The following is a 24657-nucleotide window of genomic DNA, read 5'->3' on the forward strand; positions in this document are numbered from 1 at the left end:
CGCGTCTAGGGAAGCCGCCGAGTCCATGCCCGGCGGTTTCCTTGTTTTAGGCGGTTTGTAAGACTTAACCATGGCTAACAGCGTTACAATAGGTCGCAAACGAAAGGATGCGGTATGTACGACAATCTGAAAAGCCCCGGTCGCAACGACGAATGCTGGTGCGGCAGCGGGCGTAAATACAAGAAGTGCCATCTCGATTTCGACGAGCGCCTGCAAAGCCTTTACGAGCAGGGCTTCGAGGTTCCTCAGCGCAGCCTGCTGAAAACGCCGGAGGAGATCGAGGGCATCAAGAGAAGCGCCGCCATCAACATCGGCGTGCTCGACCTTGTGGCCGAGCGCATCGGCGTGGGCGTCACCACCGAGGAGATCGACAAGTGGATCTACGATTACACCGTCGAGCACGGCGGCGTCCCGGCCGACCTTGATTACGAGGGCTATCCGAAAAGCGTCTGCACATCCATCAACGAGGTCGTCTGCCACGGCATCCCGTCTCCTGATGATGTGTTGAAAGACGGCGATATCGTCAACGTCGACTGCTCCACCATCCTGGACGGCTACTACTCCGATTCCTCGCGCATGTTCTGCATCGGCGAGGTGTCCGATGAGAAGCGCCGCTTGGTCGAGGAAACCAAGAAGGCGCTTGAGGCGGGTCTTGCCGCGGTGAAGCCGTGGGGACTGCTGGGCGATGTGGGCGCCGCGGTGCACGAATACGCTCACGCGCAGGGTTTCTCGGTGGTGCGCGAGTTCGGTGGCCACGGCATTGGCCTTGAGTTCCATGAAGACCCCTTCGTCAGCCATGTGTCCGACCCCGGAACGGGCATGGTGCTGGCACCGGGCTGCTGCTTCACCATCGAGCCGATGATCAACATGGGTGCCCACGATATCGATATGACCGACCCCAATGGGTGGACCGTCCGCACCGCGGACCGCAAGCCTTCCGCCCAATGGGAGGTGCAGCTGGTGGTCACGGAAACCGGCTACGAGCTTCTGAGCTGGTAGTCTTTCATCCCGGCAGGGGGAATCGGGCCGCAATGCCCACCCTGCCGGGATTTTTTTCGACATTATAACGAACAAACGTACGAAATCGTGCTATACTTTCGTCAACACATCAGAGCCAGTGCAAGCGCTTCCTTCCAAGGTCGTCCGTAGATGGCAGCGGTGTTCCTCGCTGCCCGTGCCACGCTTGCAAGATCCTCTCCGTTTTGGAACAACCGAAGAAGGTGCTTGCCATGTCCGGTAACGGGTCTACGTCTTGCTGCGCACAACCGGGTGCATTGGTCGTTATAGCGGCGCTTCCGCTGTGCCAGTTGCACAACGCGCTCGAATCAATGGAATACCAGCTGTTCGAAGAGGGGCTTATCCAGGGGCGCTGCGGCACCGAGGGTGCTGCTGATTGGCCGGGATTCGATCAAATCGGCTATGATCCTGCGCTTGATCAGGTTTTATCCGGCGTCTTTCCGCTTCGATGCGCATGCGTCATGGATTGCGACGATGCCGTATCCCTGGTGCAGGAGGTCGGCCATGTTGTGCTCTGATCTTCTCTGGGATGCGCGGTCGGTGTCTCGAAAGCAGGTCCCCACATTGCAAGACGCCCTGTTGTGCTGCGACAGGGAAACATTGCTTTCCATGGTCGAGCAGGGCTATGCATGCCGCTTGCCGGGGTGGAGGCAGGCAACTCCGCAGCAACGCCGCGTCGCTCGCAAGCGCATGGCCCGTGCCTTGGACGCTATGCTCGACTGCGCCGTGAAGCGAAAGAGCGGCAAAGCCCTATGCGTGTTTCCCGAAGAGCGTTTCATCGTGCATGCAAGGCGCGGCCAAGCAAGCATCGAGCGCGTTGTGCAGGCGCGTGTGGCGGCTTTGTCTGCAGACAATCTGCAGCAAGACGAAGCCGCAGATTCCCATATGTTCGGCTGCGTGCCCTGGTCGCAAGCTCTTTCGTATCGCGTCTGGCTTGAAGGTCCTTGGGATTGCTGCGAGCGCTATATGGTTCTTGCAAGCGCCTTCTGGCATCTGACGCATCAGGTGCCGGTATCTCGGCAAGGTGAATCTGAATCCGGGGTTTTCGATGCCTCCTCGGAAAGCGGGTCTTTTAAGGCGGATGCGCAATCTCTGCCCTGCCGCGATTGCTCTTTTATCGGCTTCGAGGACACATGTCCTGCGGCCGATTCCGTCAGCAGGCTTGCGGCCGCACGTGCTGCGTCCATGGGCCTGTATGTGCCGGATGCCTTGGAGGAGGCGTGTCATGAGCGCCTCCTCGCCAGGGTCGAGAAGCTCAATGAAGCTTGCGAGGGCGATTTTCTCAACAGGGTGGAAAACCTGATGGACCGGTTGCAGGCGGCATAGCGTCGGCAAAGAAAGGGGCCGCTCGTTAGAGCGGCCCTGGAGAACCTTGAAAAACGATACCGGCTAGCCTTCGATCTCAACCAGCGTGATCTCGAAGTTCAAGTCCTTGCCTGCCAGCTCGTGGTTCATGTCGAAGGTTGCCACGCCGTCTTCGATCGACTGCACGAACACGGGGAAGATCTGACCATCGCCGCTTTGCATGTACACCGTCTGGCCCACGGGAAGCTCGTTGCCGTTGGGGATCTGATCCAGGGGAATGCGCTGCACCAGTTCCTCGTTGCGCTCTCCATAGGCGTCGGCAGCGGGGATGTGCACGGTTTTGGTCTCGCCCTGCTCCATAAGCTCAACTGCCGCATCGAAGCCGGGGATCATCTGCCCGGCCATGCACGTGAACTCCAAGGGCTCGCCGCGATCCAGGGAAGAGTCGAACTTCGTGCCGTCATCCAGCGTGCCGGTGTAATGAACTTTGACCTTTTTGCCTTTGTTGCTCATCGAAACGTCTCCTGTCGTATGGATATCTCGCTCGGTTAAGTCTACCTGACAAACCCGAAGCCAAGCCCGGTAATGCCGTGGGAACCGTGAAAAGTTCCCTTGCCGTTGCTTTACGCCTGCGCACCTTCTCTCTCCGCCAGGTCGGCAAGCGTGACTCGCTGGGCAACCAAATCGGCAAGCGGTTTAAGGAGCGTGCGGTCGCCGGTGCTCAGCCCGTTTTCGGCTATCGCGATAATCCGGTCGCATAGGTCTGCTACTGGAGCCCCGTAGACATGGGCATCATAGCCGTGCTCCATCAGGTCGTCTTTCGCCAGCTCGAATGCGTCGGCGTCGACATCGACGAAAAGGGCTTCGAGTTGCTGCAGGTTGCCTTCGTCGTAGAACAAGCCCTTGATCAGGGCGGCGTAGGCGATGACGTAGGGGATGGGCATAGAGTCCGCCGGGCGGATTTCCAGATATGTTTTAAGACGCACATCGGGGAATTGCATGGAAACCGCGTGCTCGACTTGCTCTCGGGTCATAGGCTTGTCGGCGTACAGCTGCCCGAAGGTTTGCTCGCAATAACGCCAGCCTTCCTTCTCGTCGGGCGCCACGATAGCGGGCGTGTCCAGCACGTATTCCGCATAGCTCTCGAACGAGAAGCCGCTTGAAAGCGCGCCGGGCACAAGACCGCATCGGTCGTTGTCGGTGTGGCGCCAAATGTCGGTCCTTATCAGCTTATGCGTGCGGGGCTTGCCTTCGAACACCGGCGAGTTGTCGCAGATCAGGCTCAAAATAGGGGTGAGCGCATAGGCGATCCTCATCTTGCGGAGGCAGTCTTGTTCGCTCGTGTAATCGATGGAGATCTGCGTTGAGGCGCTGCCGCGCATCATGCAAGGGCCGTAGATATCCTTGGCGCTAAGGTATCGGTTCATGAACGCGTATCGGCGCTTAGGGATTAAGTCCAGGCTGCGTGCCGTAGCGGTAGGGTGATAGCCCTGCGCCACCACGCGCATATCTTTGGGGGTAAGCAGATTATCAAGCGTTTCCCGATATGCGGTAAACACCTCTTTTGCTTTTTGAAGGTCCTCGAACGGGCCTGCTGACAATTCGATTTGGGCGGCAGGCTCGATGGTGATCGCCTCTCCTGGTCGAGCTACGCCAAGAAGGTCGCCCTCTTCGTCTACGGTCCTTTGCGGGTAAGAATCGCTCAGTTGTTCAAGCAGGTGAGCAACGCCGTTTTCCTCGCTATACGAGACGGGGGAGCCGTCGGGGCGCACGATAGCCTGCTCTAGCTCGATGCCCAGTTTCCCGTGCGATCCAGCAGGTTTGATGCCGCTTCGGAAAAAAGCCGTCAATGCTTCGATGTTGAGCTTCCGAGCAGGCTGGGAAACATCGCCAGCGGCGACGTCCGTATGCTTTTTGGGGGCTGGAATATTCATGTAACAAGCTCCTTGGCCGGTAATATCGCTGCAATCATACGCCAGTTTGGCTACAATAGGCCTTCAGTCGGCAGCCTTTGTAGGTAATCTGACACTATGAACTGTTCTATTTGAAGATGAAGACGGGGCCGGGTTTGGACGTGCATATCACAAAAAGAACAGCGCTTTTGTTGCTGCTCGACATCATCGCCACGTATCTGTCGTATTGGCTTGCATCGATTCTCACCAACGTTAAGGGAGAAGTGTTCGTCAATAACGAGATTTACTTCGTTTTGGGCATTCTCGCGTTTATCAACGTTGTGGTGCTGGCAACGTTTCGCCTGTACAACAACCTATGGGAATACGCCAGCATCGATGAGGTTATCCAGATCGTCGGTGCGACCGTGCTGGGCACGTTGGGCGGCGCCGTGTTTCTGTGGATTATCGGCACCAGGCTTCCCATCAGGGTTTTCGTCGTTTCTTGTTTCCTTTTGATCTTCTTCATGGGCGGTATCCGCTTCGTGTTCCGCTTCATGCGCCAGAAGGGAAGGGCAATCGCCTCGTCGCAGCGCACATGCGACCGCCCGCGCACGCTGGTGGTCGGTGCAGGTGAAACGGGTTCGTTGGCAATCGGGCGCATGGCGTCGAAAGACCCGCTCATGCCCGGTATCCCCATCGTTGCCACCGATGACGATCCCGCCAAGCGCGGTCAGCGCATTCACGGCGTGAAGGTCTCTGGCGGAACCTCCGATATCGTCGATTTAGTTGATCGCTACGATATCGAGCAGATCGTCGTCGCCATTCCCTCATCCACACCTGAGGAGCGTAAGCGCATTTACGGCGAATGCACTAAAACGGATTGCCGTCTGCGCACGCTGCCTAACGTCCGTGCCTTGTCCCTCGATGAGATCGGGGATGTTAGCCTGCGAGACGTCGATGTGGCTGACCTGCTTGGTCGAGAGGAAATCGTTCTCAACACTCGTGCGGTTTCCGGTTATATCGCCGGCGAAACGGTTTTGGTCACCGGTGGCGGCGGCTCTATCGGCAGTGAGCTCTGCCGTCAGCTGTGCACGGTTGCGCCTGCTCGCATCGTTATCTTCGACATTTACGAAAACGATGCGTATATGCTGCGCAACGAGCTTCTGTCCGAATACGACGACATCGATATCGTCATCGAGATCGGAAACGTCTGCGACAAAGATCGCGTTAACGAGGTGTTTGCGAAGTATCGCCCGGGCGCGGTCTTCCATGCGGCGGCCCATAAGCACGTGCCCCTCATGGAGCATTGCCCGCGCGAGGCGGTTCACAACAACGTGTTCGGCACGTTGAACGCCGTTCGCGCCGCCGACGCATACGGTGCTGCGCGCTTTATTTTCATCTCCACTGACAAGGCGGTTAACCCCACCAGCGTTATGGGCGCTACCAAGCGTATGGGCGAAATGATCGTGCAGTATTATGCGCGTACCTCCAAGACTATTTTCACTGCGGTGCGTTTCGGCAACGTGCTCGGATCGAACGGCAGCGTGATCCCGGTCTTCCAGCGCCAAATCGCCGCCGGCGGTCCCGTCACTGTTACGCATCCGGATATCGAGCGCTTCTTCATGACCATCCCCGAGGCGTCACGACTGGTTATCCAGGCGGGAGGCATGGCAGATGGCGGGGAGATCTTCATTTTGGATATGGGCGAACCCGTCAAAATCGTCGATTTGGCAAAAGGCCTTATCCAGCTGCAGGGTCTTACGCCGGACGTGGATATCAAAATAGAGTTTACGGGTCTGCGCGAAGGTGAGAAGATGTACGAGGAACTGCTCATGGACGAGGAGAGCACGCTTCCCACCGATAACCAGTCCATCATGATCTCCACGGGCCAGGAAATCAGCTATGATCAGGTAGCCTCAAAGCTCGATGAGTTGGAAAACGCGCTTTCGGCAACTGATGGGGAAGCTATTCGCATGCTTGAACAGGCGGTCCCAACGTACCATTACACCTCGAATGGGAAGGGCATAGTATGAGCATCAAATGCGGTATTGTCGGTGCGGCCGGCTTTGCTGGTATAGAGCTGGTCCGAGTTGCGCTACGGCACCCCGAGTTCGAACTGGTCGCCGTTACCTCCAATGAGCTTGCCGGAACTCCCGTTGCTAAGGAATACCCCTGCTTCACGGGTGCTACCGACCTTGCCTTCTCCAGGCACGATGATCCCGTTCTCGATCAGTGCGATGTCGTGTTCCTTGCTGTGCCTCATACCGCGGCAATGGCTATGGCTCCTCGTATCGTCGAGCGTGGTGGCGTGGTGGTCGACCTGTCCGCTGATTTTCGCTTGAAGGACCCTGCTGTTTACGAGCAGTGGTACAAAGTCCCTCATACTCAAACCGAGCTGCTCAAGCGCGCCGCCTTCGGCTTGCCCGAGCTGTTCCCCGACGATCTTGTCGCTGCTGCGCAGCAGCGTAAGGAAGGCAAAGGAGCGGTCGTCGGTTGCGCCGGCTGCTATCCTACGGCAACCACGCTTGCCGCGGCGCCCGCCGTACGTCTGGGCCTTGTTGACGACAAGGCTCCTATCGTCGTAGATGCCATCTCGGGCGTGACCGGAGCGGGCAAGAAGGCTACGGCGCGCACCCATTTCTGCTTCGCAAACGAGAATCTCGAGGCTTACGGCGTGGCAACGCATCGCCATACGCCTGAAATCGAGCAGATCCTGGGCGTTTCCGACCGCTTGGTGTTCACCCCTCATTTGGCGCCGCTGAACAGGGGGCTTCTGTCTACGGTGAACCTGCCCTTGGCAGCCGGGGCAACGCGCGATGTGGCGAAGATCGTCGAGAGCTATAAAGAGTTCTATCAAGACAGCGCGTTCGTAACGGTGCTCGATGCAGGGGTTATGCCCAAAACGTCTTCCGTCGTGGGCACGAATTGTGCTCATATCGGGCTTGCCGTCAATGAGCGGGTTGGCATGCTCATTGCCGTCGGAGCTATAGACAACCTTTGCAAAGGCGCTGCTAATCAAGCTGTTCAGTGCGCTAACATTGTATTCGGGCTGCCAGAGGACCTTGGCCTCGATAAGGTGGCGGTTCCCGTATAGCCAATCCGCCCGCCGTTTCGGCGGGCGTTTCAGAAGGAGGGCGTAAATGACTCATGCAGTTTCCGCCGCGTCTAAGGGGGACGCGGTGAAGCCTCTGCATAACGCAAGCACCGCCGACTCCTACGCGGACCTGCCGTTCCTGCCGGCAGGCGGCGTTGCGTCGGCAAGGGGTTTCAAGGCTTGCGGCATTCATGCGGGATTCCGCGCCGATCCAAAACGTTTGGATTTCGCGTTGGTTGCCGCCGATCAGCCGGCGGCATGCGCTGCGGTGTTCACCACGAACGTATTCTGCTCCGCTCCGGTAACGGTGTCCAAAGAGCATCTTGATGGTGCGGGGTATGGCGTAGCGCGTGCGGTTGCCATCAACTCGGGAATCGCCAATGCGGCTACCGGGGATAAGGGCCTCCAGACGGCGCGTCAGTCGTCCGGTATCGTCGCCGATGCCCTCGGTTGCCCGGCGCAGGAGGTTTTGGTGGCGTCTACGGGTGTTATCGGACAGCACCTGCAAATGGAGCCGTTCGAGAGCGGTGCGCCTTTGGCCGTCTCGGCGTTGTCCGCTGCGGGCGGCGCCGATGCGGCTCGAGCCATCATGACCACGGACACCAAGCCGAAGGAATGCGCCGTGACGTTCAGCGGCAACGGCTTGGGCTATGACGAGTGCTCGTTCACGGTCGGCGGCATGGCCAAGGGGTCGGGTATGATCATGCCCAATATGGCCACCATGATCAGCGTCATCACCACCGATGCGCCCGTTGCCGCAAACCATCTGCATGAGGCTCTTTTGAAGGCGGTCGGGATCAGCTTCAACAAGATCACCGTCGATTCCGACACCTCTACGAATGATTGTTGCTTCCTTATGGCAAGCGGCGCTGCGGCGCCGCAAGGCTCCGCGTGCATGCAGCCCGGCTCGCCTGCTTTCGATGCGTTTGAAAACGCATTGCGCACCGTTTGCGTTGCGCTCGCCCGAAAGATGGCGGTGGATGGCGAAGGCGCCACGCGTCTGATCACCGTCAACGTGGCAGGCGCTGCGGATTCGGCGGATGCGGATAAGGCAGCGCGTACCGTAGCCAATTCGCCGCTGGTGAAAACGGCGGTGTACGGGCATGATGCGAATTGGGGCCGTATCGCTGCGGCGCTCGGCAGGTCCGGCGCGGCGTTTTCCCAAGGCGATGTGTCCATCGACATCATGGGACTTCCGGTATGCCGAAAAGGCCTTACCGTGGAATTCGATGAGGAAGAGGCCCTTCGCCGTTTCGAAGATCCCGAGGTCGTCATCGATGTCGATCTTGGCGCCGGCAACTGCGCAACAACCATGTGGACATGCGATTTCTCGCACGAATACGTCACTATCAATGGAGATTACCGCTCATGAAGTACGCAAAGGATACGCGCCCCGAGGGCGCATCAACTGAGGCAGCTAAGATCCTCGTCGAGGCGCTGCCGTGGATCAAGAACATCACGGGTAAAACCGTCGTCATCAAATACGGCGGATCGGCCATGGTCGACGAGAAGCTGCGCGCGGATGTCATGAGCGACATCGTGCTGCTCAAGATCGTCGGCGTGAACCCCGTCATCGTCCATGGTGGCGGAAAGGCCATCACCAGGGCGATGGACCTCATGGAAATCCCCGTCGAGTTCAAGGATGGCCAGCGCGTTACCACGCCTGAGGCTATGAATCTTGTCCGCACCGTCCTTATGGGCGAGGTTAACCAGGAACTGGTCGAGGCCTTGAATCATCATGGCAATTTCGCCGTGGGCGTCTCCGGCGCTGACGGTGGCGTTATCGTGGCCGAACAGGCAAGTCCTGATCTAGGTCGTGTCGGCCATATCACGCGCATCAATCGCCCTCTGCTCGATGACTTGGTGGCATCGGATTATATTCCGGTTATCGCATCGGTCGCGATCGGAGAGGACGGCGGCTTCTACAACGTGAACGCCGACATGGTTGCAGGCCATATCGCTGCCGCCATCGGCGCCCATAAGGCGGTGTTCCTCACCGACGTTGACGGCCTGTACGAGAACTTTGAGGATAAAAGCTCGCTCATCTCCAACCTTACCGTGTTCGAGGCGCGCTATATGGTCGAGAACAACGTGGTGTCCACGGGCATGATCCCGAAGTTGAAGTCGTGCATCCATGCGCTGGAAAACGGCGTGCAGCGTGCGCATATCATCAACGGGACCACGCCTCATTCTCTGCTGCTCGAAATGCTTACCAGCACCGGCGTCGGCACGACCATGCATTCCACTGAGGAGGCCTATCGTTTCGATAGCCATCCTCTGGGCAAATTCGCTTCGAAGCTTCTGGAGAACCGTGAAGAAGTCGAGGCTGCCCAGAAGGCCTCTATCCAAAGTTCTTCCGTGCATTAAAACAACCGTTACCTTACGAAGGAAGTCGATAGCATGTCGCTAGAGCAACAGCAGGAACTTGAATCGCAGTATGTAATGCATACGTTTGCCCGTAAGCCCGTCGAGCTCGTTTCCGGCAAGGGCATGGAAGTCAAAGATGCTGAGGGCAATAAGTACCTCGACTTCATTGCCGGCATCGGCGTGTGTAGCCTCGGTCATTGCCATCCCGCCATCACCAAGGCTTTGCAAGACCAGTCTCAGCGTCTGATTCACGTGAGCAATTACTACTACATCGAGGGCCGTGGCGAGCTTTCCCGTAAAATCTCCGCGCTACTCAATGGCGGCGATTCGGCAAGTCCCGAGCCGTGGCAGACGTTCTACGCAAACTCCGGAGCCGAGGCCAACGAGTGCGCTATCAAGCTCGCTCGCTTGTATGCGCGCAAGAACGCCGAAGAGGCGGCGCGAGCTGCAGGTGCGGATGAAGCTGGGATTAAGCAGGCGTTCGATGGCGCTCCCCGCACCATCGTGGTCTTGGACCGCAGCTTCCATGGCCGTACGCTGGCAACGCTTGCCGCCACTGCTCAGCCTGCGAAGCAGGAGGCGTTCCAGCCGCTGCCCGGTGGTTTTGTGAGCACCCCCATCAATGATGTTGAAGCCCTTACGCGTCTGTTCGAGCAGCAGGGTCGGGATATCTGCGCTGTTATGCTCGAGTGCATCCAGGGTGAAAGCGGCGTGCATCCGTGCACGAAGGAGTTCCTGGAGGCGGTGCGTAACCTCACCAAGGACCATGGTGCCCTTATGGTGTGCGACGAGGTGCAAACTGGAATCTTCCGTTGCGGTACCCCGTTCGGTTTCCAGCATTTTGGGGTCACCCCCGATATCGTGACCATGGCAAAGGGCATCGCCGGCGGAATGCCCATGGGCGCCTGCGCGGCTCCTGCCCATATCGCAAAGGCGTATCAGCCTGGCGACCACGGCACCACGTTCGGCGGCAGCTGCCTGGCGATTGCGGCTGCAACGGCAACGCTCGATACGCTTTCCGATGGTTTTCAGCAGCATGTGCAGGAAACCGGTGAGTATATGCGCCAGCAGCTTGCCGGCGTATCGAAGGTCAAGGAGGTCCGCGGCGTCGGCCTCATGAACGCTATCGACCTTGACGAATCGGTTGATGCGCCCGCTTTGGTCCAGAAGGCGCTGGAAAAAGGCCTGCTGCTCAATGCAACGGGAGCCCATACCCTGCGTTTCCTTCCGCCGTTGGTGTGCGAGAAGGGCGATATCGATGTAATGGTGGAGCGTCTCAATCAAATGATCGAGGCCTAACGGCTTTGCAAGGTCTGCCAGGGGCCACGCGATTAAGCGGGCCCCTGGCGTTTAGGTAGGTGTGATTCCGCTGCAAGGGTAAGCCAATTCGAAAGAAGCGGCATATTCTTCGCAAATTTCGATTTCATCTCGCTCATCGTTAAAACTTGCGGTATTATGAACTGCATATTCTTGAGGGCACTTACATTATTTTGCATATGCATCAAGAATCATTGGAGGAAACCGGGTACAATGCCCCACCTGGGGCGGGAAGTAACGAGGCATGAGGAAACGGCAACAAAGACATGATGTGATTCGCGACATCATTCGCGATTGCAATGTCAAGACGCAGCGCGATCTCGCAAATCAGCTGCAGTCTGCCGGCTACGAGTGCACTCAGGCTACCATTTCCCGCGACATCATGGACATGGGTCTCGTGAAGTCTCGCGAGGGTTATTATGTCCTCCCCGAGGAAATGCGTCTTCAGCGCATGGTTTCCGAATTAGTTGAAGAGGTGCACGTCGCTGGTAACCTGGTTGTCGTGAAGACGTTCTCCGGCGGTGCAGCCGGCGTCTCCGCAGCCCTTGATAAAGCCAGTCTTCGTGGAGCGCTTGGTACCGTTGCCGGCGACAACACCATTATGATCGCAGCAGAAAGCCCCGAGGCTGCGGTGGAGGTCGAGCGAGCCATCGACCGTCTGCGACGACGATAATCGTCTAGTTTTTACCGTTGCAAAGACGGTTATCTTTGCATATCCCACGTTGTATTTACAAGTTGTTACATCATTGCGCTGCGCGTAATCTTCAGCTTTTCGTGCACGTATAATTCCTAAGGGATTACTGTAGTTTCAGGAAATTTCACTTGGGAAACTAATCTGTAACCAGGCAGTACGGGGCATACCTGTATCTTGTGGCACTCGTGGACCCAACTCACCTTATTGCAAAACGAATCGCAGACGAAAGGGCTGATTATCATGGCAGAGCAGAAAGATAAAGTAGTACTCGCATACTCAGGTGGTCTTGATACATCTTGTTGCATAAAGTGGTTACAGGACGAAATGAACCTGGACGTCATCGCCGTGGTCGGCGATGTGGGGCAGGAGCATGATGGCCTGGAGAAGGTCAAGGAAAAGGCTTTGCGCGTCGGTGCCCTTGAATGCATCGTGGTGGATATGCGTCAAATGTTCGCGCAGGAGTATCTGACGAAGGCGCTTGCGGCTAATGCCATGTACGAGAACAAGTATCCTCTGGTGTCGGCGCTTTCCCGCCCTCTGATCTCGAAGCATCTTGTGGATGCTGCGCATAAGTTCGGCGCGAAATACATTGCCCATGGATGCACGGGCAAGGGCAACGATCAGGTGCGTTTCGAGTCCAGCATCACCATGCTCGACCCGTCGCTGAAGATCTTGGCCCCGGTCCGTGAGTGGGACCTGCTTACCCGTCCCGACGAGATCGAGTGGGCTCAGGCCCATGGCGTGGAGGTCGGCGCCACTAAGGATTCCCCGTACTCCATCGATGACAACTTGTGGGGCCGTGCAATCGAGTGTGGCGTTCTGGAAGATCCCTGGATCGAGCCCCCTGCGGATATCTACACCATGACCGCAGATCCCATGCAGGCTCCCGATGAGCCCGAGTATGTTGAGCTCACTTTCGCCCGCGGTGTGCCTTATGCCATTAACGGCAACCAAAAGAGCTACCTGGGAATCATCTACGAACTCAACGAAATCGCAGGTAAGCACGCTTATGGCCGTATCGATATGATCGAGAACCGCTTGGTGGGCGTCAAAAGCCGCGAGTGTTATGAAGCTCCGGCGGGAATGGCGTTGATCGAAGCGCATAAGGCGTTGGAGGATTTGGTGCTCGAGCGCGAAGTTCTGCATCATAAGCTTGCGCTGGAGCAGACCTGGGCGAATTGCGTTTACAACGGCCAATGGTTCTCGCCCCTTAAAGAAGCCATCGATGCGTTCATGGCCTCTACGCAGCGTTGCCTGTACGGCACGATTCGCTTGAAGTTCTTCAAGGGCTCGTGCACGGTCGTCGGCCGTAAGTCCGCATACTCGCTCTACGATCAGGGCTTGGCAACATACGACAAGGGAGACACCTTTAATCGCGACGCGGCAAAGGGCTTCATCGAGATTCAGACGCTGTCCACGAAAACCTGGGCGGTCAATCGTCGTCAAGAAGGCGCCCCTGCTGAGTTGTTTGATGCGCAAAATGAAAAGGGCCCCCTTAAGCGCGGTCGCTACGAAGACGTTACGCCGCTGAGCCGCCAGGAACCTGCTGCTGAAGCTCACAAGGAAACGGAGTAATCAATGGCTCTTTGGTCGGGCAGATTCACGGAAAACGTTAGCGAGTTCACGCAACGCTTCGGCGCCTCGCTGCCTGTTGATAAAGCTTTGTACGCGCAGGATATCGCGGGGTCGAAGGCTCATGCGAACATGCTGGCGAAGGTCGGTGTGATCTCCGAAGAGGATGCTCAGCAAATCACGGCGGGACTCGATCGCGTAAAAGCCGATATCGAGTCGGGTGATTTCTCATTCGATATCAACGATGAGGACATCCATATGTCGGTGGAAAAGGCGCTTACGGCAGACATCGGCGATGCGGGAGCGCGTTTGCATACGGGCCGTAGCCGCAACGATCAGGTTGCAACGGATACGCGTCTGTACGCCAAGCAGCGTGCAACCGATCTGATGCGCGCCAACATCGCGCTGCGGCATGCGCTCATAGCTCAGGCAGAGGCGAACTTCGACGTCATCTTGCCTGGTTATACCCATATGCAGCATGCGCAGCCGGTTTTGTTCTCGCACCATATGCTGGCATACGTGTGGATGCTTTCGCGCGATTGCCGCCGTCTGCAGGCTGCGCGAGATGCGGCCGATGCCTGCCCGTTGGGCGCGGCTGCGCTGGCTGGAACAACCTACCCGCTTGATCGGCAGATGACGGCAAGGGAGTTGGGTTTCGCTTCGGTTATCCCCAATTCGCTCGATGCCGTGTCGGACCGCGACTTCCTTCTTGATCTCGACTACGCATGCGCCGTTTCCTGCATGCATTTGTCGCGCCTGTGCGAGGAGCTGGTTCTGTGGTCTACGTCCGAGTTCGGCTTCATCGAGCTGTCCGATGCGTTCTCCACGGGTTCGTCCATCATGCCCCAAAAGAAAAACCCCGATTTTGCCGAGCTCATCCGCGGCAAAACGGGTCGCGTGATCGGCAATCTGGTTTCCTTGCTGGTCACCATGAAGGCGCTGCCCCTTGCGTATAACAAGGACCTTCAGGAAGACAAATACGGGGCAATCGATTCGGCGAAAACGCTGGAAGACTGCCTGCAATGCGCCGCAGGCATGATAGAAACCATGAGCATCAAGCCGGAAAACACGCTCAAGCAGACGAAACTCGGTCACTTGGCGGCAACGGATGTGGCGGACTACCTTGCGAAGAAGGGTCTTCCCTTCCGTCGTGCGCATGAAGTGGTGGGGCATTTGGTGCTGCTGTGCGAGCAACGCGGCTGCAACCTCGACGATTTGCCGTTCGAGGACTTCAAGGCGGCAAGCCCGCTGTTCGAGGAGGATATCGTCAAGGCGCTTGACCTTCCCAGCATCGTGGCGGCTCGAACCACGGAAGGGGGAACGGGCGAAACGGCCGTGACCCAGCAGATGGAGAAGGCTAAAGCGACGCTTGTCGCAGACGAGTCGCTGCTGTAGCCGCAGCGCTTCGAAAAGCAAAAGGGCGGCCAGGGGACGAGCAATCGATTCCTTGGCCGCCCTTGACTTTTTTGCTACGAACTTGTGTGCTTTGAGAACCCCATTTCCCCCGATGGTACAATTACCCAAGTTTCTTGGAGGTGGTTTGTGGCTTCTCGTTCGATAAAGAACAGGCCGAGCATTAAGAAAAAGCAACCTTTTGTCGGCCTGCTTGCATTTTTCAGCATCATCGCGGCTATTTGCTTGGCCGGTTGCATAGGCGTCGTCGTCCTAGGCGATTCCTGGATCGGCGACCTTAAAACCTACGATGTCTCGGAGGTATCCGAGCTAAACACGTCTGCGCCGACCACGGTGCTCGCTTCCGACGAGAAGACGCAGCTTGCGCGCTTCCAGGTGGAGAATCGCGAGCCGGTGGAGCTGAGCGGCATCAGCAAGTACGTCATGCAAGGCACGGTCGCAACGGAGGACGAGCGATTCTACGACCATGGCGGCTTCGACCTGGTCGGCATCGCCCGCGCCGCGTTCGTCACGCTTACGGGGTCGGGTCGTGAAGGTGCCTCGACCATCACGCAGCAGTTCGTTCGCAACACGGTGCTTGCCGACGAGATGAACGATATTTCGCTTAAGCGTAAGGTCCGCGAGATGTACCTGTCCGTCAAGATCGAGGAGATGTACTCCAAAAACGATATCCTGCTTATGTATCTGAACACGGTTAACTACGGTTCGGGTGCATACGGTATCCAGGCGGCTTCGCAGCGCTATTTCTCCAAAGACGCAACCGATTTGACGCTGGCGGAGGCGGCAGCGCTTGTCGGCATTCCCCAATCGCCCACATATAACAACCCTATCGATTATCCGGACAATTGCTACGCGCGCCGAAACCTGGTGCTCGATCGCATGTTGACGAACGGCTATATCACTCAGGAGGAGCACGATTCTGCAAAAGCCCAGGAGCTCGTGCTCAATCCCTCCGTGCCGTCTTCGGATGGCATCGAGAAATATCCTTACTTCACCAGCTACGTCAAAAACGTGCTGTCCGACCAGTATTCCCAGCTTGACGTGTTCAAGGGCGGGCTGACTGTCGTCACCACGCTTGATGTCGACACTCAAGAGGCTGCGGAAGATGCTGTTCGCACGAAGGAGGAAGGCCTCAGCGACGCCATCAGCGGATCGCTCGTGGCGATCGATCCTTCCACGGGCTTCATCCGCGCATTGGTTGGCGGTAAGGATTGGGATACGCAGAAAACCAACCTGGCTACCGGCGAAGGAACCAATGGCGGTCGTCCTTGCGGTTCGTCTTTCAAGACGTTCACCTTGATCGCAGCCTTGGAGGAGGGGATCGACCCGCAAACCATGGTGGACTGCTCGTCGCCTTCGGTGATTCCCGACACCGGGTACGATAGCTCGAACCCGTTGCAGAACATCAACAACATCAACTACGGGACCCGCAGCATCGCACGCGCATTCGTCGTGTCGTCCAATACCGGTTTCGTGCGCCTGCAAATGGCTTTGGGTACCCAAAAGGTCATCGATGTCGCGAAGAAGATGGGAATCACCTCTACGCTTAACGCGAACCCGTCTTTGACGCTTGGCCAGTCCAACGTGACCATGCTCGACATGGCGGATGCGTATGCGTGCATCGCCAATGGCGGCACGAAATACGATGCGCAGCCCATCCTGAAGATCTACGACAAGAACAACAACCTTATCGTGGATAACAGCCACCCGTCGGGAACGCAGGTCATCTCCGCCGAAGTCGCCCATGCGGCAACCGAGGTCATGAAGGGCGTTGTGAACACTTCGGAAGGCACCGGCACGCTGGCCAAGCTTGACAACGGCCAGGAAGTGGCAGCGAAGACGGGTACGTCCAGCGAGTATCACGACATCACGTTCTGCGGTATCACGCCTCAGCTGTCCGTCGCCATCTGGTTCGGCGACCCGTCGAATCAGGAGACCATCCCCACCGATGTCAGCGCGGCGGACGTGTTCAAAAAGTTCATGACGGCGGCGCTGTACGGCAAGCAAACCGAAACGTTCCCCCAGGCGTCGAACCCCACCTACAAGGCGTTTTCGAATGCCACGTATCATGTCGGGACAACTTCTTCCAGCTCGTCTTCCAGCAGCGCGAATTCCGCTGGAAGCTCGAGCACTAGTCAGAACGGCGGCTCCACCGGTTCGGACAACAGCCAGTACGGCACCACGAACAACAATGGCAATGCTTACGGTTATGGTAGCGGCAGCACGAACGGCAACACTTCTGGCGGTACGGGATCAAACAGCGGTGCCGGAACCGGAGGCACGTCAACCGGCGGCACCACCGGCGGTACCGGCTCGTCAACCGGTGGAACGACCGGCGGTGCAGGCGGCGCAGGTACCGAAGGAGGCACGGCCTCTGGAGGCGCATCCGCCGGTGGCGGCGCGGCAACCCAGTAACAGATGGTTTGGCAATAGGTAGAACAGGACCGGAAATGGCTCATACGATGGTAAAACTGACGGCAACGGTTTGCGCAGCGGCGTTGAGCGTTGCCGTGCTGGGCGGCTGCATGCCCCAGCAGCAAACCTCTGCGGCTTCGCAGGCGCAGTCTGACAACCGCGCCTATATGACGCAGGTCAACCAAACCATGGAAACGCTGCAGACCCGTTTGGATGGTTTTTCGGATGCCGTGTCTCGTGGCGATGTGGTCACGATGCGCACCCAGGCAGACAACGCTTTCAAAGCTCTTGATGACCTTGAGGGCCAGGAAGCGCCTGACGCTCTCAAAGATGTGAAGCAGTGCTATGTCGACGGTAGCGAGCAGCTGGAAAACGCCTTGAACGCCTATATCCAGCTATACACGGAAATCGATAGCGCAACGGATGCGCAGCCGTTTGATTGGTCCACATACGACCAGCGCCTTGCCGATATCCAGGCCGCATACAACGGCGGTATCGAGAAGCTGCAGGAAGGCGACAAAACCGCCGCTGATCTTCCGCAATAAGGCTTTCTAGCTTTCTGGAGGAAAGCGCCGCCATCGAGTCCAAGGCCGATGGGCGACAACACGAAAACGAGGACGATCCCCGCGATGCCGTTTCGCGGGGATCGTCCTCGTTTTGGCGGTTTTTGGGCGTTATGGCATCCAGCGCTTCTCCGTACCGATTTTCCGCCAAGCTGTCTGTGGCAGGCCTTCGCCGAAACAGCCTACGGCAGGATCGTCCGCACTGCCAACGGCGGCGGCTCGGCTTGCTAGTTGGTTTTCGGCCCGGTGGATAGCACGACCACCACCATGCCATCGCTGGCAACGTACTGCCTGATCACGCTGTCTTTTGCAACGGTGCTCGAGTATTCCGTCACCGAGCCGGCCTTCCAGTCTTTGAGCAGCTCCTTTGCCTCCGCAAGTGTTTTGCCCGTGGCATCTGGCGGCGTCTTAGCGTTTGCTGCACCGCCGGTCTGCGATGTGGTCGCGGTCTGCGAGCCTGAGGTTATCGTCGTAGGTGTCTGCTTGTCGGAGGATTTCTCTTCCTCGGCGCCAAGCGCTGCTTTTTGCTTCTCGTTGAAGGCGTTGTTGTAGGCAGGGGCTTTCGTTTCGGGGAATTGCTCGACCGCTTTGCCCGCGCAAGCCCGATCCATGAAATCCTTCCACAAGGCGTTGCAGTTCAACTGCGTGTCGGTGGCTATGCTGCCGGCGGGATTGCCGATCCAGGTGGCAACGGAAAGCGACGGGGTGTACCCCACCAGCCAATGGTCGGCGAAATCGGTCGAAGTGCCCGTCTTGCCTGCAACGGGCTGACCGTTGCCGAGCTTTGCGGTTTGCGCCGTGCCGTCAGATGCCTCGAAGACCTGACGAAGCACGCTGGTAGTTGCTCCGGCGACCTCTTCGCTGAGCACGCGCTTAGAGGTGTCGTTGGCCTCGTAGATGATATTGCTGTCCTTATCCTCGATCTTCGTGATCACCACCGGCTCGCGTTTGGTGCCTCCGCTTGCGAACGTTGCGTAGGCGCTGGCCATATCAAGCGGCGTCACGCTGGCCACGCCCAGGGTCGTGGTATACACCGTGCTCATCGGCGACTCGACGCCAAGGCGTTCGGCCATCTCGGTTGTCGCCGCCTGCCCGATCTCCTCGGAAAGCCGCAGATAGCCCGTATTCGCCGAAACCGCGGTGGCGCTTTGAATGGTTCGCACCCCGTAATCGATGTTGTCGAAATTCTCGAACGTCTGCTCTTTGCCATCGACTTCCTTGGTCATGGGCGAGGAGCAGTCGATGCGCGTTTGGGGCGAAATGCCCTTTTCTATAGCAGCTGCAAGCGTGAACGCTTTGAACGTGGATCCCGCTTGACGGCCTCCGCCTCCCGTTCCTGTGGCGATGTTCACCTGGCTGATATCGTAATCGCCGCCGCCGACCATGGCCTCAACATGGCCCGTTGCGGGGTCGATGGCAACCAGAGACGCATCAAGTTCCCCACTCATGCGGGCTCGCTGCGCAGCGCATGCCGCTTCCGCATCGTCTTGCAGGGCAGGGTCCAAGGTAGTATGAATGGTCAGCCCGCCCTCGAACAGGCTGGCGTAAGAGCATCCGAAGGGGTTGTCCTCCTCCATAAGAAGGTTGCGCACATAGCTGGTGAAATACGGATATGCGTAAATACCGTCCTCTGGAACCTCCGGAGCGGGATCGAGGTTCAGCGGTTCGGCTTGCGCGGCATCGCATTGCTCCTGGGTTATGTCGCCGGCGGAAAGCATGCGATCAAGGACGAGATTGCGGCGCTCCAGCGCAGCGTCAGGATATGTTTTCGGGTTCAGAAACGTCGGTGACTGCGGAATGCCGGCCAAAGTGGCAGCTTGCGTAAGGCTCAAATCGGCGGCATCGGTTTGGAAGTAGTTTTGCGCAGCTGCTTGTATGCCGTAGCAGCCGTCGCCGTAGTTCACGGTGTTCAGGTACATCATAAGCAGCTCGTCTTTGCTGTACTGCTTCTCAAGGTCCATAGCAAGCTGAGCTTCGCGGACCTTGCGCTCGATCGAGATATCGTTGGCTTCTTGGGTAAGCACCGTGTTGCGCACAAGCTGCTGCGTGATGGTCGATGCGCCCTCCAGGCTGCCTCCGGCAAGGTTGTTAACGAATGCGCGCGCAATGCCCGGAAGGTCAACCCCTCCGTGTTGGTAGAAGCGCACGTCCTCGGTGCCCACCGTAGCCTGCTTCACCAGATCGCTAACCTGGTCGGACTCAACGGGATCGCGCTTTTCCAATTGGAATTCCGCCAGTACGGTAGAACCGTCGGCGGCGTACATGACCGATTCCCGCGCATGATTGGTGAAGTCGGTGTCCTCGATAGGCGGCAGGTCGTCGCACCAGCCGTCCATTACCCGCAAGGCGCCCTTGACGCCCCAGTAGCCCGTGAAGCACAGGCATACGACGACGATCAGCAAAAGCCAGGCGGCGGCATGGGTGCGCATTTCGCGCTGTTTTCGTCTGAGTTTCATTGTTCGATTATACTACCGTGGCTTTTTTCTTATGCTGTTGCAACTGGAATTAACAAGGCGGCTTTCGCTGCTTGAACCTGCAGCCGCTTTTTTCTACTCATGGGGGTTGAATATATGAATCAAGAAGTGGAGCTTTTGGCGCCGGCTGGCGGCACTGCGGCGTTCCATGCCGCAGTGCGCGGTGGCGCCGATGCCGTTTATCTGGGCCTTCAGTCGTTCAACGCGCGACGTGGTGCGGATAACTTCACCGCCGACACGTTCGCTGATGCTTGCGCTTTCGCGCATCTGCGCGGTGTGAACGTGTACGTCACGTTGAACACGGCCATTTTGCCCGGCGAGGTCGATAGCGCTATGGAAACCGCGCGTCAGGCGTATCGCGCCGGCGCCGATGCGTTCATCGTGCAGGATATCGGCATCGCATCCGAGCTTTCGCGCACGCTGCCGCAGGCGCGCCTGCATATCTCCACGCAAATGAACACGCACAACGAGGCCGGTATGCGCGCTGCCGCTCAGCTCGGCGCCGCGCGCGTGACCCTTGCGCGCGAGCTGTCGCTGCCCGAGATCGAGCATTTGGCGAAGGTCGGCGACGAGCTCGGTCTGGAAATCGAGACGTTCGCCCATGGCGCGTTGTGCGTGTGCTATTCCGGCCAGTGCTTCATGTCCTCGCTTATCGGCGGGCGCTCGGCCAATCGCGGGCTGTGTGCGCAGGCATGTCGTTTGCCGTACGCCTTGCATAACGTGGCGAAGAACAAGCCGCTTCCCGCACCGGGCGACCACCTGCTCTCCCCGCAGGACCTGTGCAGCATCGACCTGCTTCCCGACTTGGTTCGCGCCGGCGTCGCGTCCCTCAAAATCGAGGGTCGCATGAAGTCGCCCGAGTATGTTTACGCGGTGACCAGCGCGTATCGCGCCGCACTCGATCGCGTCCTCGCGGCGCGCGATGCTGCGCGCGAAAGCGGCGTGCAGGAGTGGACCGCTCCCGGGGGAACGGAGCAGGAGCATGCCCAGCTTGCCGAGGCGTTCTCACGAGGCTTCACCACCGCATATCTGGAAGGCAAGCGCGGAAACGAGATCATGAGCTACGGCCGCCCGAACAACCGCGGCGTGTTCGTCGGGCGCGTGGCGTCCATCAAGAACGGGAAGGCCGCCGTGGCGTGCGAACGACCCGTCGTCGCGGGAGACGTGCTCGAGTTTTGGACGAACAAGGGCCACTTCGCCTATACCGTTTCCCAGGTGGATACCGACCGCAACGGCAATCTGCTGCTTGCGCCCGAGCGCGCGGTGGGGAAGGGCGACCGCGTGTTCCGCGTGCGCAGCGCTGAAGCCGCGTTCGTCGACGACGACCGCCTGCCGCGCATCCAGGTGCAGGGCCGTGCTCGCCTGCGTATCGGCCAGCCTCTCCGCATCGAGTTCCGCTTGGCTGACAACCCTGCTGACCCGCGCGCGCTGCGTGGCGCTCGTAAGCGCTTTGCCGAGGGCGAGCTGCCCGTCGGGGCCGCCAAGGGGCAGCAAATCGAGCCCGCACGCACCAAGGCCGTCAGCGAAGGCGATGTCCGAGCCCATATCGACAGGTTGGGCCAAACCCCGTTTTCCCTGGTGAAACTTGATATCGACATGGACGAGGGCGTGGGAATCGGTTTCTCGCAGCTGCATCATGTGCGCGCAGAGGCGCTCGAGTCCCTCGAGCAGGCTCTGCTCGAGGGCGCGTCCCAGCGCCCGCTGCCGCGCGTGGAGGCGGCAAGCCGCATGATGCCGGCGCATGCGGACGGCGTCCATATCGCGGTTCTGGCAACCAATCCGGCCTGCGCTCGCGCGGCAAAGCGCGCCGGTGCCGATGAGATCTACGTTCCCGCGGTCAATCTCGCGCACGGCCAGGCAACCATCGCCGGCCAGCTCTCGGAAACCGCCGAGCAGGCTAGTTACCCGAAGGCGTGCGCCGTCGTGCTGCCCGTCGCCGATCATGACGACTGCGAGCTCACGCGCGAGCGCGCATGCGGCTTCGACGCCTGGCGCAGCGTTCACGCCGATCAGCCGGTCATGGCCGAAAGCCTCGGGCAACTCGTTCGCGCCCATGAGGCGGGCGCCTGCGTGGAGGTGGGGCCGCACCTGCCCATCACCAATGCGCTCGCCCTGCAAACCGCAGCGCGCCTTGGCGCGAAGCGGGTCTGGCTCTCGCCCGAGCTCAACCTGGCCCAAATCTCCGATTTGGCGAAGGAAAGCCCCGTTGAACTCGGCCTGACCGTCATCGGGCGCCAGGAGCTCATGACCACGGAGCACTGCATGCTCATGAGCCAGGGTCCCTGCGCTCAGGAGTGCGCTACGTGCGCGCGTCGCAAAAGCCCGCACTTCCTGAAGGACCGCAAGGGCTACGAGTTCCCGGTCGTATCCGATCAGCTTGGTCGCAGCCACCTATACAACAGCGTGCAGCTTGACGTGGCGCATGCCATGCCCGATATCGTTCAGGCGGGCATCACCTGGCTTTTGGTCGATAGCACGCTTATGAACGTGCAGGAAACCACGCAGACGGTTCAGCGCGTCGTGCGCGCCCGCAACGTGGCGCACGCCCAGGGCACGGCGTTGCCGAAAGAACCCGGCTGCACCAGCGGGCACCTGTTCCGCGGCGTGCAATAGGCCGTATGTGCTAGAATCCCGAAGATACGCGTTTAGAAAGAGGAAACCATGCTGTCCGCAGAAGAACAACTGCACATCATCGCATCGGGCGCTGCGCAAATCGTGCCCGAAAGCGGCCTGCTCGAGAAGCTCAAGCGCGGCAAGCCGCTCAACATCAAGCTCGGCGTCGACCCCACCAGCCCCGATCTGCATCTGGGCCATGCGGTTCCGCTGCGCAAGATGCGCCAGTTCCAGGACCTGGGCCATAACGTCACGCTCATCATCGGCAATGGCACGGCGCTCATCGGCGACCCGTCGGGTAAGAACACCACCCGTCCCCAGCTCTCCCAGGAACAGGTCCAGGCCAACGCCGAAACCTACGTCGCTCAGGCCATGAAGATCCTGGACTCCGAGAAGACGAAGATCGTTTACAACGCCGACTGGATCCTGTCGCTGAACCTGAAGGACCTCCTCGGCCTTATGAGCAAGTTCACCGTCGCCCGCATCCTCGAGCGCGATGACTTCACGAAGCGCTATCAGTCCCAAACGCCCATCGCCATGCACGAGTTCCTGTACCCCATCATGCAGGCATACGACTCGGTCATGGTGAAGGCGGACGTTGAAATGGGCGGCACCGACCAGCTGTTCAACCTCCTGGCTGGCCGCGACCTCATGGAGAAGATGGACATGGAGCCGCAGATCGCGCTTACCATGCCGCTGCTCGAGGGCACCGACGGCGTGCGCAAGATGTCGAAGAGCTATGGCAACTACGTGGGCCTCACCGACGACGCGAACGATATGTTCGGCAAGGTCATGTCCATCCCCGATGAGCTCATGGTCAAGTACTATCGTCTCGCATCCACGCTGTCCGTTGCCGAAATCGATCAGCTTGAGGCCGATCTGAAGGCAGACAAGCTGCATCCCAACAAGGTCAAGCGCGCACTGGCCCGCAACATCGTCGCCGCCTATCACGACGAAGCCGCGGCCGAGCAGGCGGAAGCCGACTTCGACCTGAAGTTCAAGGACCACGGCTTCCCGGAGGACGCGCCCACGTTCCAGGCCGATCTCACCCCGGGCGAGGACGGCACCGTGTACTTCGCCAAACTGCTGGTGAACGCCGGCGCTGCGCAAAGCGTCTCCGACGCACGACGCCTCATCGACGGCGGCGGCGTCAAGGTGAACGGCGAGGCCCTCGAGCCGAAGTCCTACAACCTGGAGGCCGCCCGCCTCGAAGGCGCGCAGATCCAGGTCGGCAAGAAGAAGTTCCTGCGCCTGGTCTAGCCGGAAAGCTAGAAGCTGCACCTAATATATATAGCGAATCGAACGGAGGGGGCCGAAGGTCGGCCCCCTCCGTTTGCGTACAGGGATGATATGCCCACGATGTGTCGGCCTCGTTATCCTGGCGAATGCAAACGGCATCTGCCTGGATCTGCCCCACGTCGTCCAACGCTCCGCCTTTGACGGTTGCGATTGCCGCTATGCCGCCCCGCGCCCTCGTCGCCCCGCTCTGCAGGCGGGGCGCGCAGCGTGTCCCGCCCCGCGTCGTCCAACGCCCCGCCTTTGGCGGTTGCGATTGCCGCTATGCCAAGCAGCGCCTCGCGCTCCCGTCGCCGCGGCCTGATGATGAAGCGCTGCGCATTATGCCTCGCCTTGTGCGGCGCACCCGGCCTCGGGCCTCGCGGCCGCCGCTATCCCGCGCGGCGCCTCGCGCTCCCATTGCCGTGGCTCACGGTGCGCCGCGCAGCGCATGACGCCCCGTTCTCAGTGAGTCGTATATATATAGGGAGAGCGTAGGGAAGGGCGCAACGCGCCCGCAACCCCCTCCAAACCCCAAATGTGTGCAGAATGTGAAGATGGCGTCGAACGCAAAATAGTTCTGGACACGGCCCGGGGGTGCGCGTATTATTCAATCTTGCGCCAAGCACGAAAGCGCTTGAGCGAA

18 protein-coding genes are annotated in these 24657 nt (G+C 59.0%); 15 read left to right on the top strand and 3 right to left on the bottom strand.

Going from position 1 to position 24657, the window contains the following annotated elements; all coding sequences use genetic code 11:
• Positions 1–114: 114 nt before the first annotated feature.
• From Q0H50_RS00490 to Q0H50_RS00500, 3 genes are all read left to right on the top strand, one after another.
• Positions 115–999 carry a methionyl aminopeptidase gene (locus tag Q0H50_RS00490; RefSeq protein WP_294418176.1) on the top strand — a complete coding sequence of 295 codons (885 nt, stop codon included), beginning with the start codon at positions 115–117 and terminating at the stop codon, positions 997–999.
• Positions 1000–1229: 230 nt separating this feature from the next.
• Positions 1230–1535 (top strand): hypothetical protein, encoded by a 306-nt coding sequence (locus Q0H50_RS00495; RefSeq protein WP_294418178.1) that lies wholly within the window; start codon positions 1230–1232, stop codon positions 1533–1535.
• 301 nt (positions 1536–1836) lie between these two features.
• Positions 1837–2343 (top strand): hypothetical protein, encoded by a 507-nt coding sequence (locus Q0H50_RS00500; RefSeq protein ID WP_294418180.1) that lies wholly within the window; start codon positions 1837–1839, stop codon positions 2341–2343.
• Between the two features lie 63 nt (positions 2344–2406).
• Here the strand turns inward: Q0H50_RS00500 and Q0H50_RS00505 are convergent, their stop codons facing one another.
• Positions 2407–2835, bottom strand: a complete 429-nt coding sequence (locus tag Q0H50_RS00505; RefSeq protein ID WP_042436837.1) for a peptidylprolyl isomerase — start codon at positions 2833–2835, stop codon at positions 2407–2409.
• A 110-nt stretch (positions 2836–2945) separates the two neighbouring features.
• Positions 2946–4256 (bottom strand): glutamate-cysteine ligase family protein, encoded by a 1311-nt coding sequence (locus tag Q0H50_RS00510; RefSeq protein ID WP_294418184.1) that lies wholly within the window; start codon positions 4254–4256, stop codon positions 2946–2948.
• A gap of 167 nt (positions 4257–4423) precedes the next feature.
• On the opposite strand from Q0H50_RS00510, the gene Q0H50_RS00515 reads away from it, so the two are divergent.
• The 10 genes from Q0H50_RS00515 to Q0H50_RS00560 all read left to right on the top strand — a co-directional run bounded on the left by Q0H50_RS00515 (position 4424) and on the right by Q0H50_RS00560 (position 17631).
• Complete coding sequence (locus Q0H50_RS00515) at positions 4424–6247, top strand: nucleoside-diphosphate sugar epimerase/dehydratase (protein WP_294418186.1); 1824 nt, start codon at positions 4424–4426, stop codon at positions 6245–6247.
• Positions 6244–7308, top strand: a complete 1065-nt coding sequence (gene argC / locus Q0H50_RS00520) for an N-acetyl-gamma-glutamyl-phosphate reductase (RefSeq protein WP_294418188.1) — start codon at positions 6244–6246, stop codon at positions 7306–7308. The genes Q0H50_RS00515 and argC overlap by 4 nt, the downstream gene beginning before the upstream one ends.
• A 46-nt stretch (positions 7309–7354) precedes the next feature.
• Positions 7355–8680, top strand: a complete 1326-nt coding sequence (argJ, locus tag Q0H50_RS00525) for a bifunctional glutamate N-acetyltransferase/amino-acid acetyltransferase ArgJ (RefSeq protein WP_294418189.1) — start codon at positions 7355–7357, stop codon at positions 8678–8680.
• Positions 8677–9675, top strand: a complete 999-nt coding sequence (argB, locus tag Q0H50_RS00530) for an acetylglutamate kinase (RefSeq protein WP_294418192.1) — start codon at positions 8677–8679, stop codon at positions 9673–9675. The genes argJ and argB overlap by 4 nt, the downstream gene beginning before the upstream one ends.
• A 33-nt stretch (positions 9676–9708) precedes the next feature.
• Entirely contained in the window at positions 9709–10974 is a 1266-nt protein-coding gene (locus Q0H50_RS00535) for an acetylornithine/succinylornithine family transaminase (RefSeq protein WP_294418195.1), read from the top strand.
• A gap of 262 nt (positions 10975–11236) precedes the next feature.
• Entirely contained in the window at positions 11237–11665 is a 429-nt protein-coding gene (locus tag Q0H50_RS00540; RefSeq protein WP_294418196.1) for an ArgR family transcriptional regulator, read from the top strand.
• 261 nt (positions 11666–11926) lie between these two features.
• On the top strand, positions 11927–13261 hold the full coding sequence (locus Q0H50_RS00545; RefSeq protein ID WP_294418198.1) for an argininosuccinate synthase: 1335 nt from the start codon (positions 11927–11929) through the stop codon (positions 13259–13261).
• A gap of 3 nt (positions 13262–13264) precedes the next feature.
• Positions 13265–14653 carry an argininosuccinate lyase gene (argH, locus tag Q0H50_RS00550; RefSeq protein WP_294418202.1) on the top strand — a complete coding sequence of 463 codons (1389 nt, stop codon included), beginning with the start codon at positions 13265–13267 and terminating at the stop codon, positions 14651–14653.
• Between the two features lie 243 nt (positions 14654–14896).
• Positions 14897–17086, top strand: a complete 2190-nt coding sequence (locus Q0H50_RS00555; protein ID WP_294418204.1) for a transglycosylase domain-containing protein — start codon at positions 14897–14899, stop codon at positions 17084–17086.
• Between the two features lie 35 nt (positions 17087–17121).
• Positions 17122–17631 (top strand): hypothetical protein, encoded by a 510-nt coding sequence (locus Q0H50_RS00560; RefSeq protein ID WP_294418206.1) that lies wholly within the window; start codon positions 17122–17124, stop codon positions 17629–17631.
• A 245-nt stretch (positions 17632–17876) separates the two neighbouring features.
• Here Q0H50_RS00560 and Q0H50_RS00565 read toward each other — a convergent pair whose 3' ends face one another.
• Positions 17877–20078, bottom strand: a complete 2202-nt coding sequence (locus Q0H50_RS00565) for a transglycosylase domain-containing protein (protein WP_294418208.1) — start codon at positions 20076–20078, stop codon at positions 17877–17879.
• A 141-nt stretch (positions 20079–20219) separates the two neighbouring features.
• On the opposite strand from Q0H50_RS00565, the gene Q0H50_RS00570 reads away from it, so the two are divergent.
• Positions 20220–22736: a U32 family peptidase gene (locus Q0H50_RS00570; protein ID WP_294418209.1), complete on the top strand. Its 2517-nt coding sequence runs from the start codon at positions 20220–20222 to the stop codon at positions 22734–22736.
• Positions 22737–22784: 48 nt separating this feature from the next.
• Positions 22785–23996 carry a tyrosine--tRNA ligase gene (gene tyrS / locus Q0H50_RS00575; RefSeq protein ID WP_294418210.1) on the top strand — a complete coding sequence of 404 codons (1212 nt, stop codon included), beginning with the start codon at positions 22785–22787 and terminating at the stop codon, positions 23994–23996.
• Positions 23997–24657: the final 661 nt, after the last annotated feature.

The organism is uncultured Senegalimassilia sp. (genome assembly GCF_934632265.1).
Classification (GTDB): domain Bacteria; phylum Actinomycetota; class Coriobacteriia; order Coriobacteriales; family Eggerthellaceae; genus Senegalimassilia.

What these genes read in the sequence shown, in the direction of transcription:
- Q0H50_RS00545 (WP_294418198.1), top strand. Translation starts at nt 11,927, where the DNA reads ATGGCAGAGCAGAAAGATAAAGTAGTACTCGCATACTCAGGTGGTCTT.
- Q0H50_RS00490 (WP_294418176.1), top strand. Translation starts at nt 115, where the DNA reads ATGTACGACAATCTGAAAAGCCCCGGTCGCAACGACGAATGCTGGTGC.
- argH (WP_294418202.1), top strand. Translation starts at nt 13,265, where the DNA reads ATGGCTCTTTGGTCGGGCAGATTCACGGAAAACGTTAGCGAGTTCACG.
- argJ (WP_294418189.1), top strand. Translation starts at nt 7,355, where the DNA reads ATGACTCATGCAGTTTCCGCCGCGTCTAAGGGGGACGCGGTGAAGCCT.
- argB (WP_294418192.1), top strand. Translation starts at nt 8,677, where the DNA reads ATGAAGTACGCAAAGGATACGCGCCCCGAGGGCGCATCAACTGAGGCA.
- Q0H50_RS00510 (WP_294418184.1), bottom strand. Translation starts at nt 4,256, where the DNA reads ATGAATATTCCAGCCCCCAAAAAGCATACGGACGTCGCCGCTGGCGAT.
- Q0H50_RS00535 (WP_294418195.1), top strand. Translation starts at nt 9,709, where the DNA reads ATGTCGCTAGAGCAACAGCAGGAACTTGAATCGCAGTATGTAATGCAT.
- Q0H50_RS00565 (WP_294418208.1), bottom strand. Translation starts at nt 20,078, where the DNA reads ATGCGCACCCATGCCGCCGCCTGGCTTTTGCTGATCGTCGTCGTATGC.
- Q0H50_RS00540 (WP_294418196.1), top strand. Translation starts at nt 11,237, where the DNA reads ATGAGGAAACGGCAACAAAGACATGATGTGATTCGCGACATCATTCGC.
- Q0H50_RS00560 (WP_294418206.1), top strand. Translation starts at nt 17,122, where the DNA reads ATGGCTCATACGATGGTAAAACTGACGGCAACGGTTTGCGCAGCGGCG.
- Q0H50_RS00570 (WP_294418209.1), top strand. Translation starts at nt 20,220, where the DNA reads ATGAATCAAGAAGTGGAGCTTTTGGCGCCGGCTGGCGGCACTGCGGCG.
- Q0H50_RS00505 (WP_042436837.1), bottom strand. Translation starts at nt 2,835, where the DNA reads ATGAGCAACAAAGGCAAAAAGGTCAAAGTTCATTACACCGGCACGCTG.
- argC (WP_294418188.1), top strand. Translation starts at nt 6,244, where the DNA reads ATGAGCATCAAATGCGGTATTGTCGGTGCGGCCGGCTTTGCTGGTATA.
- tyrS (WP_294418210.1), top strand. Translation starts at nt 22,785, where the DNA reads ATGCTGTCCGCAGAAGAACAACTGCACATCATCGCATCGGGCGCTGCG.
- Q0H50_RS00495 (WP_294418178.1), top strand. Translation starts at nt 1,230, where the DNA reads ATGTCCGGTAACGGGTCTACGTCTTGCTGCGCACAACCGGGTGCATTG.